This is a genomic window from Streptomyces sp. NPDC001889, from assembly GCF_053594535.1.
In genome coordinates, this window is sequence record NZ_JBSFER010000011.1 from 166,524 (window position 1) to 180,129 (window position 13,606).

Annotated in this window: 9 protein-coding genes; 2 read left to right on the forward strand and 7 right to left on the reverse strand. The window is 70.5% G+C overall.

Annotated elements, in window-relative coordinates; genetic code table 11:
- Window positions 1-48: 48 nt before the first annotated feature.
- The 5 genes from ACWCRA_RS14865 to ACWCRA_RS14885 all read right to left on the reverse strand — a co-directional run bounded on the left by ACWCRA_RS14865 (window position 49) and on the right by ACWCRA_RS14885 (window position 5,913).
- Window positions 49-768, reverse strand: coding sequence for a ribonuclease H family protein (locus tag ACWCRA_RS14865; protein ID WP_451067762.1), 720 nt, complete (start codon window positions 766-768; stop codon window positions 49-51).
- Between the two features lie 100 nt (window positions 769-868).
- Window positions 869-3,961, reverse strand: a complete 3,093-nt coding sequence (locus ACWCRA_RS14870; protein ID WP_451067763.1) for an NACHT domain-containing protein — start codon at window positions 3,959-3,961, stop codon at window positions 869-871.
- A gap of 501 nt (window positions 3,962-4,462) precedes the next feature.
- Window positions 4,463-4,924, reverse strand: a complete 462-nt coding sequence (locus ACWCRA_RS14875; protein WP_351543973.1) for a hemerythrin domain-containing protein — start codon at window positions 4,922-4,924, stop codon at window positions 4,463-4,465.
- The gene (locus ACWCRA_RS14880; protein WP_351543974.1) at window positions 4,914-5,105 is read right to left on the reverse strand and encodes a hypothetical protein; all 192 of its coding nucleotides are present in this window, start codon (window positions 5,103-5,105) and stop codon (window positions 4,914-4,916) included. Before ACWCRA_RS14880 ends, ACWCRA_RS14875 begins: the two co-directional genes overlap by 11 nt.
- 280 nt (window positions 5,106-5,385) lie before the next feature.
- Window positions 5,386-5,913 (reverse strand): RICIN domain-containing protein, encoded by a 528-nt coding sequence (locus ACWCRA_RS14885; RefSeq protein WP_351543976.1) that lies wholly within the window; start codon window positions 5,911-5,913, stop codon window positions 5,386-5,388.
- 758 nt (window positions 5,914-6,671) lie between these two features.
- Between ACWCRA_RS14885 and ACWCRA_RS14890 the strand changes: the two genes are divergently transcribed.
- On the forward strand, window positions 6,672-7,832 hold the full coding sequence (locus tag ACWCRA_RS14890) for a winged helix DNA-binding domain-containing protein (protein ID WP_451067764.1): 1,161 nt from the start codon (window positions 6,672-6,674) through the stop codon (window positions 7,830-7,832).
- A 63-nt stretch (window positions 7,833-7,895) separates the two neighbouring features.
- The gene (locus ACWCRA_RS14895; RefSeq protein WP_351543980.1) at window positions 7,896-8,720 is read left to right on the forward strand and encodes an SDR family oxidoreductase; all 825 of its coding nucleotides are present in this window, start codon (window positions 7,896-7,898) and stop codon (window positions 8,718-8,720) included.
- A 67-nt stretch (window positions 8,721-8,787) separates the two neighbouring features.
- Here ACWCRA_RS14895 and ACWCRA_RS14900 read toward each other — a convergent pair whose 3' ends face one another.
- Both ACWCRA_RS14900 and ACWCRA_RS14905 read right to left on the reverse strand, forming a co-directional pair.
- On the reverse strand, window positions 8,788-12,090 hold the full coding sequence (locus ACWCRA_RS14900) for an amino acid adenylation domain-containing protein (RefSeq protein WP_451067765.1): 3,303 nt from the start codon (window positions 12,088-12,090) through the stop codon (window positions 8,788-8,790).
- Window positions 12,091-12,136: 46 nt separating this feature from the next.
- The gene (locus tag ACWCRA_RS14905) at window positions 12,137-13,417 is read right to left on the reverse strand and encodes an MFS transporter (protein ID WP_451067766.1); all 1,281 of its coding nucleotides are present in this window, start codon (window positions 13,415-13,417) and stop codon (window positions 12,137-12,139) included.
- Window positions 13,418-13,606 lie beyond the last annotated feature (189 nt).

The following is a 13,606-nucleotide window of genomic DNA, read 5'->3' on the forward strand; positions in this document are numbered from 1 at the left end:
TCCGCAGCGGTTCGCGCGGTCATGGGCTTCGGGGAGGGCTGCTCCGGTTCACTGACCGGCGGTGGCCTGCTCCGCTGTCCCGCAGCCGGGGTGTCCCCATCCGGCGCCGACTCTGGCGATCCTGCTCCCGGCCGTGTAGGCGGCACCGCAGGAGCAGCGGCCGGCGAACTTCGCGGTGATGGTCCGGGCACTCCCGTTCGAGCCGCTGTTCCTCTTCCGCTGGGCCCCGGCCCGTCGCGCGGGCCGGGGCGGGGTGGTCCGTTCCGGCGCGGGGACGGGCAGGGCGTGGCCGAGGGCGGTCCCGCCGGCCTCCTGGGTGGCGGCGGCGTCGCTCGCGGCCTGGTCGGCGAGTGCGTTGAGCACGTCCCCGCCCTCCTGGTGCGCGGGAACGTACACGAGGTTCACCTCGCGGCCGGCCAGGAGGGCGTCGATCCGTTCGACCAGATCGCGGTTGGCGACCGGACTGCCCCCGGCCGTCTTCCACCCGTTGCGCTTCCAGCCGGGCAGCCACTGTGTGACCGCCTTCATGGCGTACTGCGAGTCCATCCGCACCTCCAGCGGGGTACCGGAAGGAGTGGACTCCAGGAGGCGCAGCAGCGCGGTGAGTTCGGCGGCGTTGTTGGTGGCCGTGCCCAGCGGGCCGGACTCCCAGCGCTGCGGCAGACCGCGCGCGTCGGCCACCACCCAGCCCCACCCGGCTCGGCCGGGGTTCCCTTTCGACGAACCATCGGCAGCGGCGACAATACGATCACTCATGCCCCCGATCATGCCACCCGGACGGGCACGGCCCGCCGCGCCTGACGAACCCCGCCGTCCGCGCGGTTCGCCGTTCACGGCTCCAGCAAGACCACGATCTGCGTCCGAGGCCCTAGTCGAGCTCGGACGTGTCATAGATACGGGTCATGCCGTCGACGGTGAGCGCCAGTTCCGCGCCGTTCCCGCTCAGGGCAAGGGCGTCGATCGGCTTGTGCGTGTCGAACGACCAGTCCTTGGCGCAGCGATCCCACCCGTGGGCGGTCGCCCCGAGAGCGCTGGCGAGCCGTTCACCGGTGTTGTCGATCGCCCACCGCTCCCCCGGCATGTCGCCGCACCTGCGCTGTTTCACACCCGATTCGTACACGTCAATGGTCCTTGAGTCACCGAGAAAGGTGACAAGTACTCCGCTCTCGCTCACGGCACCCCCGTAGTACTCCCCGAGATACACGCCGCCGTGCACACCGAGATCACTGTCGGCCCGCGTGTCCATGAAGTAGGTGTCCACTCCGTTGATCCCGAACTGATAGCGGCCGCGAGCCGCGGTGTCCACCACCGAGTAACTGTTGATTTCCTTGTCTGTTATGCGTTCCGACCGGTTCCAGGGGATCTTCCACTCCCGGGGAGACTGATTCTCATCCTCTCCGAACAGCAGGACCCCATCCCTGTTCACCTCGATGCTCATATCGAAGGTGTACTCGTCCTCGCCGTAGTCGTAATCGGTCCAGTCGACCAGGCCGCTGATTCTCCGCTCCCAGACCTTCTCACCATTCTCCGTGTCCCAGCGTCGCACGATGCCATCCCTGTCGGCGGTGACAAGGGTCCGCGTGCCCGCCGGACCGAAACTCATCGCATCGATCCTGCCGGTGGACAGGGTAATCCGGGAGGGATCACCCGGAACAATCAAGGTGATCAGGAGGAGAACGACCGCCAGAGCGCCTCCCGCGCTCGCCAGTCGAATACGTCGCCGGCGGACAAGGTGAGCTCGGGGAACGAGGGCGCGGTCGCGGGCGAGGGAGCGGCCGGCGAGGCGTTCCTGGAGATGGATGTGGCGGAACTGGTAGGTGCCGCCGGACTGGCGCAGCAGTTGCCGGTCGCGCGCGTCGGACAGGAACCGCACGAAGTTCCAGGGCACCTTGCCCCCCGCGGCGAGGAACACGCGGAGGAGGGCGAACTTCGTCCAGGCGCGGTGCAGGAGCATCAGCACGGAGAAGACCGTGCCGAGCAGCACGGTGGCCGCGAGGACGCGCGGGAGGGAGTCATAGGCTCCCGTCTCGTCTGTCACCCGGGCCAGGATGTCGGTGAGCCGGGGCTCGCCGGCCCAGCCCATGAGCGCCAGAAAGACGACGAAGGCCAGGGAGACCGAGGTGACCAGCAGGGGGACCGCGGCAGCTCCGAAGATGACGCCGGCGAGTCCCGCGCCCACCAGGGCGGAGTTGCGGTCCTGGTGCAGCAGTCCCACCGGAGTCGCGCGGGCGGACCCCTCGGGCGGTGTGTTGAGCCACTGGTGGACGGCGAAGGCCGCTCCGACGGCCAGCGCGGCTCCCGCGGCGAACGCGGCCATCTGGGACAGAGCGACCACATCCGCGGTGGTCCACCCTTCGCCGTAGGTCGTCATGACAGCTTGTGTGCCGAGGACCATGACGGCCGGCGCGGATGCCAGAGCGAAACCCGCGCCGAAGCCCGCGCACAGCCGTCGCAGGGAGCCGCGCCGGGCGAAGGAGACCCGGCCCGGGGGCCGTTCCGGTGCCGCGTACCAGGTCAGCATCGCCAGTACGGCGACTCCCGCACCCAGAACAGCCGCGTAACCGACATCGCCTCCCAGGAGTTTCTGCACCCCGGCCGCGAGAAGCATCGTGAGCAGACCGAGGCTGAGGCCCACCACCAGCCCGGCCCACCGGGAGAAGAGCCGGCCGCTCATGCGCCACCACGCGAGGTCCCGCTCCCCGTACCCGTGCAGGTGGGTGGCGAGGAACGTCAGATACCGCTCCGCCTGTTCCGCGTTCCGCTGCCAGGTGTCATCGTCCGGTAGGGGGAGGGAACCCGGTGCGGGGGCGTAGGCGGCGGGGATGATGTGGTCGACGAGGTGGTCCTCGACCCCGTGCCGACTGTCGAAGTCGAGGAGTTCGGCTGGATCACGGCCGCAGTTCCGGTAGACGGAGCGGGCGAGGGTGAGTGTCAGAGGGGTCGACAGCGCGGTGGCCGCGGCGCCCTCGGGGTGCTCGTCCAGTCGGGCGTAGACCGGTCGCCAGTCCACGCCCTCCGGCCAGTCGACCTCTGCCAGGTAGTTGACCGCGTCCACCACGGGCACCGCCGCCACCTCGACCACCGGGGCGCGGCGCAGGGGGGCCGAGCCGCCTTCGATGACGTCCTGATACTCGGTCGACCGGCAGGTCAGCACGAGACCGCGGCCGTCGCCACAGGCCGCGTTGAGGGCGCGGACGGCGTTTCGGCGGGCCGCTTCGGGGATCTCGTCCAGCCCGTCGAGGACCGGAAGCAGCATCTGCCGGCTGAGGAGCAGACGAGGGGCGTGGGTCTGGCCGCCGTAGTACTGGGCTGCCAGGGTGTCGGTGATCCAGTCGTCGAGGGATTTGTTGACAGGGTCCCAGGAGGAGACGGACAGCATCACGGGGACAGGGCCCTGGGGAGCGCGCTGGGCGAGGAGGCCGAGGGTGAGCATGAGGGCCAGTACGGTTTTGCCGCCGCCCGGTTCTCCGAGCACCACGAGCCGTCCGCTGGGGATACGCCCGTATCCGTCGGCGAGTTGAGCGCAGGCGGTGGAGAAGTCGCCTTCCAGACGTCCTTCGAGGGACATGCGCAGAACGCGGCCTGTCCGGGTCCCGAAGATGGCCTCGGCCCGTGCGGCCACCTGTCTCTCGGTGGCGGCCCAGGACAGTGGAATCACCCGCGGCTCCCGGAGCTCGCGGGCGGTGGCTTCCTCCGTCCACTGCCCCGACACACTGTCCGCCAGTTGGTCGGCCACTTCCCCCGCGTCCCGGGGTGGAGCGGGTGGCGGCAGGAGCTGGAAGACGGCCGCCCCGAGGGACCCGAGTCCGGCGAACGTGCTCGCGATGGCCATCAGCTGTTCGACGCTGCCGAACTCGGCGTCTCGCGCGCCCCACGCCAGGAGGAGCGATGTACAGGCCAGCACCGCGATCAGCACGACGCGGAGCCACGTGCGCCGAGCGGGGTGGGGAGTTCGTGTCACCGACAACAGGATGCCCCAACAGCGGTGCGGGCGTGGCGGTTTCCCGGACAACCGGGACCGGTCGCCTCAGCCGTGCGTACGCCCGGGGGACCTCGGCCGCCGGCCCTGCGGCGGGTTGGGCCCGCGCCCTTCCGAGAGGCGCTGACCAGCGGGCTGCCGCCGGTTGCGGGCAACCGTGGGAGCCGCGGAATGGGCCCGCTGCGCGCCTGCCCGCGCGGAGCGGTTCATGCGCGATTCGCGCGGATCATCTCACTGAGCGGTACGTCATGGGGCGGGCGCCGTGCTTCTGGCAGCCGGAGCGGCTATAGCACCCCGATTCCCGGGTGGCCCCGCCGTCCACCTGGCTGAACGCCCTCTCCCCGGCCCGCTCGGTCGCCACGCGCCGCGTCGAGCCCGCCGTCCCCACTACGGTTCACCGCCTCGCCGAAGCCCCGGCGGTCGAGGGCCGGCGCCCGGGCCCCGGTCGCGCCGTCAGAAGCGGCGGCGCGACCGGGACGCGGTTCAGTTGATCGGGCCGAAGATCTCGGTGCGGTCGAAGTCGGTGTCCATGTCGTCCAGCACCGCTCCGATCTGCTTCTCCTCGTACCTGAAGTGCGTCTCCATGACCGCCTCGATGCCGTCCAGGTGGTGGTGCGCCACCTCCGGGTCGGCCGAGTCGGCCAGTGCCTTCCGCAAGCCGCCGATGAGGTGCTCGATCATGTTGTGGTCCTGCGTCAGCTTCGCGACCACCGGCGCCAGGTCGGGTCGCGCCCGTACCAGTTCCGGGAAGAGCGAACCGTCCTCGGCGCGGTGGTGGCCGGAGAGGGCAGCGCAGAACCCGTGGCAGAACAGCAGCAGGTCGGTCGCGGCGGCGTCGGGGTCGCCGCCGTCCAGTCCCGCCCGGGCCAGTGCCAGCGCGGTGCGCAGCTTGCCGTGCACCCGCCGCAGTTCCCCGCCCCAGGCGGTGACGCGGTCAGTCGACACGAACGTCCTCCCGTCGCGGCCGGGCCGCGCGCGCGGTCGTCCAGGACGCGGTGCGCGGCTCGCGCGCGGGGAACTCGCGCGGCGGGAGTTGCCGGAAGCCGCCGCCGGGCAGGACGAGGACGGCGGGCCGGGGGCCGGGGAACCGGTCCTCGGCGGGGTGGAGCGTGATTCTCTGTGACATCGGAGTGGGAATGGCCGGAGCCACCTTTCGATACGGCGCCTCCATGCCTGACGATCCGTCCGCCATCGGCACGCGACGCTGCCCGGAACTATAGCCGCCGGGTCCCGATGGGGGTTGCGTCGCGCCGCCGCGACGGCGCCGGGGCGAGCGCCGGCCCTCCGGGACACGGCACCACCCGCGGGGACACGGTGGCCGCGCCGGCCGGACCCGTGCCGATGCTCGTGCTGCCGCCGTCCGTGCCGCCGTCCGTCACTGCCCGCGGCCGGGAAGGGGCCTTCCGCTACACGGGGATGGCGCGGAACATCTGGCCGTAGTTGCCCAGGTCAGGGTTGACCATGACCAGGTCGCCCTGGGAGTTGCACACACACTGAATGGCTTTCCGGACGGAGTAGTTGACCAGGTTGACGTACTGGCTCGTGTCGTAGTCGACCCACCACTGCTCGTCGTCGGCCGCGTTGCACTCGACGGTACGGGGCTTGGCCTGTCCCCAGCTGTGCGTGTAGGCGAGGCAGCGCCCGGTCTGTGTGCTCTGGAGCTGCCAGCCCCGTGGACCGCTGTACACGATCCACTTCTGATAGGGGTTGCTGGTACCGCAGTCGTGCGTGTAAGCGTTGCCCCACATGTCCGAGTCGAGACACTCGTTGTACATGTACATCTGGAACCGTATGGCCACCGGGTTCGCGGAGGCCGGGGACGGCGCCAGGGCGATGGTCGCGCAGAGGGCGGCCACAACGGCGCCGATCCGGGCCCCGAGACGCGTCGTTCTTCTTCGCGCCGGCGCGGGGCGGTGGACGGGAAGCTCGGACATGTGGGGGGCTCCTTCTCCTGGTGGGTGGCGCGGGCGGAATGATCACCGCGCACCTCGTTCAATGGTTGACATGACTGCGACACGGCTCGGGTTGCCTGGCCGGCGATGAATGACTTGATCATGGTCTGCGGTCCGAAAATCGCCGTCCGGGGACGGGCGGGGGGCCGGGTGGCACCGCACGACTCGTGCGAGCGGTCCCGGTCTCCTCCCGGCCCTCACCCGACCCGCTCCACCGGTGCCCCCGTCGAGGAGACCACCGCCACCGCACGAATCATCCGCGCGGCACTCCCCGGACCCGGACCCGGACCCGGACCCGGTCCCGCCGCACGGCAGCGGCGGCACCTTCTCCACCCCCGGACCGCGGCGCAACAGCGGCCAGACCTCGACGGCGATCTGCCACCCGCGGGGCCTGTTCCCGCCGGTCGACGCCTGGACCGAGCGGTGGGTCCGCTCCTCGGCAGCCGCGGCGGCCATGCCTCCGCGGCCACGGTCCGCCGGACCGGAGGCGACACCACGCCGCCGCCGAATTGCCGCGGTGACACAGCCGCGAGGCATAATGGACGAATGTTTCCCGGGCCCATGCGGGAGAGGTAATTTCCGCGAGCCGTCGGGGCAGTTGGGCTTGACAGGTTCCCCGGGGAATGACTATCCATATCCAACGCCGCAGCTCCGCATACCCGCGAGAAGCACGTGAGCGGAACCCAGAGAAATCACACGCGATCCGTCTCGGATCTGCACAGTTGAGCGAGAGGATTCACATGGCACCCCCGCCAACCGCCACCGCTTCGAAGCGACCACCGGTCAAGCTGTCCTGGGATCAGGTACTGGCATGGCGGATGCACCAGCACCACCTGGTCGAACGCGTCCCGGCCGAGAAGGTCTTCGACGTCACCAACGACATCTGCCTGCTCCACGCGCAGTTGCTGAGCTCGGCGGAGCTGTCCCTCTGGGCGCGGATCGACGGCCTGGAGGCCAACTGGCTGGAAAACGCTCTCTGGGACGAACGGAAATTCGTCAAGACATGGGCGATGCGCGGAACCCTGCATCTCATCCCCGCGCGTGACTACCCGAATTGGCAGGGGGCCCTGAATGGCTATCAGCACTATCTGAAACCCAGCTGGCTGCGCGGTTTCCGTGTCACCGAAGAGGAAATGGACGCATTACTGCCCGCCATCAGCAGCGCGCTGGACGGCGGCTCGATGCTCACCCGGGAGGAACTCGCCGAGGCCGTGGTGCGGAAGACGGACTTCCCCTCCCTCGGGGAGAAGCTGCGGGACAGTTGGGGGGCGCTTCTGAAGCCCGCGTCCTTCCAGGGGCGGCTGTGCTTCGCTCCCAACAGGGACCGGAACGCCCAGTTCACCACCCCGGATCTCTGGCTGGACGGCTATCAGCCGGTGCCTCCCGAGGAGGGACTGGAGCTGATGACGCGTCGCTATCTGCGCGCGTTCGGTCCGGCCACCCGGGAGGACTACGCGCGCTGGAGCGCGCACACCCCCGCCGCCGCGGGGCGGATGATCAAGAGTCTCGGGGACGAGGTCACCGAGGTGGAGGTCGAGGGCTACACCGCGTGGATGCGGACGGAGGACGCCGCGGCGGCGGCCGAGGCCGGGCCGGGCGGGACCGTGCGTCTGGTGCCGGCCTTCGACCCCTGGGTGATCGGCGCCTCGCGCAGCGTCGACGCGCAGTGCCCCGACGCGTTCCGGGAGCGCGTCTACCGCAAGCAGGGCTGGATCTCCCCGGTCCTGCTGGTGGACGGACGGATGCACGGCATCTGGAACGTCGAGAACAAGGGCGGGAGAACCTCCGTCACCATCGAGCCGTTCACGGATGTGCCGGCGAAGGTGCGCAAGGCCGCCGAGGCCGAGGCGGCGCGCCTGGCCGGATTCACGGGAGGCCGGCTGGAACTTTCCTGGGGATGACCGGATCAGCGAAAACCAACAGGCGCCGGACTCGTTCGGGCGCAGAAGGGGCTCGGGACTGAGATGGGAAAACTGGATGGCAAGGTCGCGATGATCACCGGGGCGGCACGGGCACTGGGCCGTTCCCACGCGTGGTCCTTCGCGCGGGAGGGCGCCGATCTCCTGCTCGTCGACATCTCCGACGCGGCGTCCCCCGGCCCGTATCCGATGGCGACGCGGCAGCAGCTGGAGGAGACCGCCCGGGAGTGCCGCCGTGAGGGTGCGCGGGTGCTGACAGCGGTGGCCGACGTACGGGAGCGGCAGCAGGTCGCCGACGCGGTCGAGGCGGGGCTGGCCGAGTTCGGCGCGCTGGACGTCCTGGTGAACAACGCCGGTGTGCTGGGCCCCGGTGGCCGGCCCGCGCACGAGCTCACCGAGGAGGAGTGGCTCTTTGTCATCGATGTCAATCTCAACGGTCCCTGGCGCTGCGCGCACGCGGTGCTCCCCCACATGGTCGCGAACCAGTCCGGTTCCGTCATCAACATCGCCTCGACCGGCGGACTGGTGGGCCTGGAGCGCTTCTCCAGCTATGTCGCGTCGAAGCACGGGGTGATCGGACTGACCAAGGCGATGGCGCTGGAGTACGGCCGTCACGGCATCCGGGTGAACGCGGTCTGCCCCAGCACCATCCGGGCCGATCGCGGGCTGGCCGCGAGCACCGCCGCGGTGGCGCTGTCGCTGGGCTCCACCCTGGCGGAGTACGAGCGGCGGTCACTGGCGCAGCATGCCCTGCCCGAGCTGGTCAGCGCGGAGGATGTGGCGGAGACCAGTGTCTGGCTGGCCGGTGACGCGGCTGCCGGCATCACCGGCGCGGCGATCACCGTGGACGCGGGCTTCACCGCACGCTGAACGTCGTCTCCCTCCCCGGGCGGCCGGGGAGGGGGACGGCGTTGAGCCGGCGGCGGGGGCCTCGGTGTCAGTGGTCCGGTCCGGCCCCGGCGATCTCCTCGATGGCCGCGGCCATGCCCACCAGGTCGGGCTGCTCGAAGAGCACGCTGATCGGCAGCCTCACGCCCAGCTCCTCCTGGATGCGGGCGATCAGCCGCACCGCCATGAGCGAGTGGCCCCCCAGGTCGAAGAAGCTGTCCGTGGCGCTGATGTCCTCCTTGCCGAGGACATCGGCCCAGACGGCGGCGAGCGAGCGTTCGTGCGCGGTGGCCGGGGGCACATGGGGCGCCCCGCCGCTCTGCCGCCTCCCGTCGGCGTCCGGCAGTGCGCGCCGGTCGAGTTTGCCGTGGGGGGTGAGCGGAAGCGCGTCCAGGAGGACGAACCCGGCGGGAACCATGTACTCGGGCAGGGTCGAGCGGAGGCCGCGGCGCACTCCGTGCGCGGTGGTGCCGGCCCCCGGCTCGCCGACCACGTACGCCACCAGGGTGGAGGCTCCGTCCGGCTCCTTCCGCGCGATGACGGCGGCCTCGGCCACCCCCGGGAGGCCGCGGAGCGCGGCTTCGACCTCGCCGGGCTCGATGCGGTGGCCGCGGATCTTCACCTGGTCGTCGACGCGGCGCAGATAGACCAGTTCACCGCCCGCGACCCGGCGTGCCATGTCCCCGGTCCGGTACATGCGGGCACCGGGGCGTCCCGCGTAGGGGTCGGGCAGCATGCGCTCGGCGGTGAGCGCCGGGGCGTCGTGGTAGCCGCGGGCCACTCCGGCGCCGCCCACGTACAGTTCGCCCGGGATACCGGGCGGGACGGGTTCCAGGTGCTCGTCCAGCAGATGGAGGCTCAGGTCCGCGAGGGGCTCCCCGATGACGGAACCCAGGTCGTCCTTGAGATCGGTGGCACGCAGGCGGCGGTGGGTGACGTGCACGGTGGTCTCGGTGATCCCGTACATGTTCACCATCCGGGGCCGGTCGTCGGAGAACCGGTCGAACCACGGTCCCAGGGACGCCGGGTCCAGGGGCTCCCCGCCGAAGACCACCAGCCGCAGCCGGGGGCACGGGGTATCCCTCGCCAGGAGGACCTGGCTGAGCTGCGCGAACGCCGACGGGGTCTGGTTCAGTACGGTGACGCCCTCGTCGGCGAGCAGATCGGCGAACGCGTCGGGGGCCCGTGTCACCCAGTGCGGGACCACGACGAGCCGTCCGCCCCGCAGCAGTGCGCCCCACAGCTCCCAGACGGAGAAGTCGAAGGCGTAGGAGTGGAACAGGGTCCACACGTCGTCGGGACCGAACCCGTGGCCCTCGGTCGCCGTGAACAGCCGGGCGACGTTGGCGTGGGGGACGACGACGCCCTTGGGCCGCCCGGTGGAGCCGGAGGTGTGGATGAGGTAGGCGGCCTGGGCGGCGTCCACCTGGACGGCGGGGTCGGTTCGCGGCTGCCGCTCCAGCTCTCCCCGGTCGTCGTCCAGGCAGAGGACGGGCGGGCGCCGGGCGGGCAGCCGGGCCGATGCGGCGCGGTGGCTCACCACGGCCACCGCGCCGGAGTCGGCCAGGGTGAACTCCAGCCGCTCGGCCGGAGCGTCCGGGTCGAGGGGTACGTAGGCGCCACCGGCCTTCAGCACCCCCAGGAGGGCGACCACCAGGTCCAGGGAGCGTTCGGCGCACACCGCGACCCGCTGCTCGGGCCGCACTCCCCGGGCCACCAGGGCGTGCGCCACCCGGTTGGCCCCGGCGTCGAGTTCCGCGTAGGTCAGTTCCCGGCCCTCGCAGCGGACGGCGACACGGTCGGGGCCGCCGCGGGCCCGGTCGGCGAAGAGTTCGTGCAGGGGACGTCCGGCGGGAGCGTCGGCCGGTTCCGCGGGGGCGGGGCTCGGCCGCGCCGTCCGCTCCTCGGGGGAGAGCAGGGACAGCCGGGACACGGGCAGGTCCGGTGCCGCCACCGCGGACTCCAGGACGCGGCCCAGGTAGTCGGCCATGTTCCGTACGGTCTCCGGCTCGAAGAGCTCCTCGCTGTGCGGGAGGAACCCCACCACGTCGCCGTCCTCGACCCACAGCTCGGCCATGAGGTCGAAGTGGGTGGCCGCTCCGTCCATCTCGAAGTACTCGGCGTCGACACCCGGTATCCGCGGTACGGGTGCCTGGGCGTCGCGCAGGCTGAAGGAGGTCTGGAAGATGGGGGTGTTGCTCAGGTCCCGCTCCGGCTGGAGTTCCTTGACGAGCAGCGCGAACGGCAGCGACTGCCGGGCGTAGCCGTTGACCGACGCGGTACGGGTGCGCCGGAGCAGCTCGCGGAAGGTCGGATCGTCCGCGACGTGCATCCGCAGGGGCAGCCAGTTGAGGAAGTAGCCGATGAGCGGATGCACCTCGCTGCGGCCCCGGCCGGCGATCGGGACGCCGACGACGACATCGGACTGCCGGCTGTACCGGGCCAGGACGGCGGTCCACGCCGCGAGCAGGGTGATGTGCAGGGTCGCGGACTCCGACCGGCCGAGGGCGCGGACCCGGTCGATCAGCGCGGCGGAATAGCGCACATGGCAGAACCGGCCCTGCGCCCGCCGGATGCGGGGGCGGGGGTGATCGGTCGGCAGATCGAGGGCCGGGGGTGCTCCGCTGAGGTGGTCGCGCCAGTAGTCGAGGATGTCCCGCAGCCTGTCCTCGCGCATCATCCGGCGCTGCCACTGGGCGAAGTCCGCGTACTGGATGGGCAGTTCGGCGAGCCCGGCGGCGGGTCCCCCCGACTCCTCCTCGTACAGGGCGGCGAGTTCCCGGAAGAAGATGGCCAGCGCCCAGTGATCCGAGACCGCGTGGTGCTGGATGATCGACAGCACATGGTCGTCGTCGCCGAGACGGTACAGCGCCGTTCGGATCAGGGGGCCGGCCGCCAGGTCGAAGGGCTCGATCACCGAGGCGAGGATCGCGGAGCGGGTCCGCGCCTCCGGTTCGCCGGTGTCCGCCATGTCCCGCAGCGGCAGCGGCACCGCGAGATCGTGCCGGACGACCTGGTGGGGACCGTCCGGGCCTGCGTCGTCGAACACGCTGCGCAGCACCTCGTGCCTTCGTACCACCGCGGTGAGCGCCCGTTCCAGGGCGGCCGGGTCGAGGGGGCCGCGCAGTCTGAGGGCCGTGGGCGTGTTGAAGACCGTCCGGTGCGGTTCCAGGCGGTCCATGAACCAGACCCGTTCCTGTTCGAACGAGGTCGGGACCCGGTCCATCCCGGCGGGGCGCGGGCGGATCGGCTCCTCGGCGGGTCCGTCCGGCTCGGGGACGAGCCGTTCCAGCAGCTCGCGCTGGTACGGGGTCAGTCGGTCCAGCCGGTCCTGCAGGTCGTCTGCGGACATGGTGCGGTCATCTCCTCACGCTCGACAGCATGTCACTGATGGAACATCAGTTCGGCACCGCCACCTCGTACTCCCGGGGAACCTCGGCACCGATGCGGTGGATCGACCCCATCACGATCCAGATGATCGTCGACAGGACCAGCAGCCCGGCCAGCACCAGGCACACCACACTGCCGAAGACGGTCGCGAGGACGCCGGCGAGCGCGGCCCCCAGCGCGTTGGCGCCCCACACCAGGGGAAGCGAGATGCCGTTCAGACGCCCCATCAGCGGCAGCGGTGTCACCGACTGGAGGATGGTCAGCAGCCCGACGTTGAACAGGGGGACCGGGAAGAGCGTGAGCACCTGGGACACGATCAGGATCGTCAGCGGGGCGCCCAGTGCGGCCAGCGGCAGAATCAGGATGGCGACACCCAGGACGGCGTGGCCGACGATGAGCGTGGGGCCCATGCCCCACCGGTTGTTGAGGGGTTGCGCCAGCAGCGCGCCCACCACCATCGCGGCTCCGCCGACACCCATGGCGAGCCCCAGATCCCGGGCGGAGAGCCCGAGATCGCGGTAGACGAAACTGAAGAGCGTCGCCGTCATCATGGAGACGGCGAAGTTTCCGCTGGTGCTGATGACGAGCAGAAAGCGGTAGAGACGGGTCCGGGTCACCAGGGTGAACCCCTGGCGCATCTCCAGCCAGACCGCCGCCAGACCGCGTTCCTGACCCGCGGCGGTCCGGGGTTCCTCCCGCTTGTCGATGAACAGCAGGGTGATGGTGGCGACGACGAACGACAGGGCGTCGAACATCACCGCCCTGGCCGCCCCGAATCCGGCGATGAGAACGCCGCCGAGCGATCGGCCGAACAGAATGGCCGCGGATTTGCTGAACTCGGTCTTGGTGTTTCCCTCCACCAGATCCTCGCGGTCGATGAGCGAGGGGATATAGGCGTGGTAGGAGATCTGGAAGACCACATCCATGGAGCCCTTGAGCACCGCGGCGACATATATCTGCTCGATGGTCAGGACATCGAGGGCCGCCGCCACGGGGAGCCAGCCGAGAATGAGGGCCCGGGCCATATTGGAGACGATCATCAGCATGCGGCGGGAGACCCGGTCGGCCCAGACACCGACGATCGGCCCGAGCACGACGTAAGGTATCCACTGCAATGAGATCAGGGCCCCGACGGTCGCCGCACCGGCTCCGAAGACAAAGACGGCGAGCGAGGGCAGAACAATGACCGTCACTTCACTGCCCAGGAGAGATACACTCTCCCCGGACCAAAATAGCATGAAGTTCCGGTCACGCCATAAGCGTCCCTTGAAGAATTTAGCCATTTCCATCCCTGTGTAGCGAAGCCGTCCGGGTTCCCCCGTTTTCGCAGCCGCCCGATTCAGCGCGCCCCCGGAATCGCATGGCGCGCCGAGCGGGTCCGGATGCTCTCACACCGGAATTTCCCTGTGCAGCGCCTCACCTTCCTCTGTCGGGTCGACCGGCACAATCCGCCGTTCACGCGCACACGGGAATGCGGC

Bases quoted from the DNA above. Each gene is read 5' to 3' on its own strand.
- ACWCRA_RS14865 (WP_451067762.1), bottom strand. From the start codon at position 768: ATGATCGGGGGCATGAGTGATCGTATTGTCGCCGCTGCCGATGGTTCG.
- ACWCRA_RS14880 (WP_351543974.1), bottom strand. From the start codon at position 5,105: ATGTCACAGAGAATCACGCTCCACCCCGCCGAGGACCGGTTCCCCGGC.
- ACWCRA_RS14885 (WP_351543976.1), bottom strand. From the start codon at position 5,913: ATGTCCGAGCTTCCCGTCCACCGCCCCGCGCCGGCGCGAAGAAGAACG.
- ACWCRA_RS14890 (WP_451067764.1), top strand. From the start codon at position 6,672: ATGGCACCCCCGCCAACCGCCACCGCTTCGAAGCGACCACCGGTCAAG.
- ACWCRA_RS14895 (WP_351543980.1), top strand. From the start codon at position 7,896: ATGGGAAAACTGGATGGCAAGGTCGCGATGATCACCGGGGCGGCACGG.
- ACWCRA_RS14900 (WP_451067765.1), bottom strand. From the start codon at position 12,090: ATGTCCGCAGACGACCTGCAGGACCGGCTGGACCGACTGACCCCGTAC.
- ACWCRA_RS14905 (WP_451067766.1), bottom strand. From the start codon at position 13,417: ATGGAAATGGCTAAATTCTTCAAGGGACGCTTATGGCGTGACCGGAAC.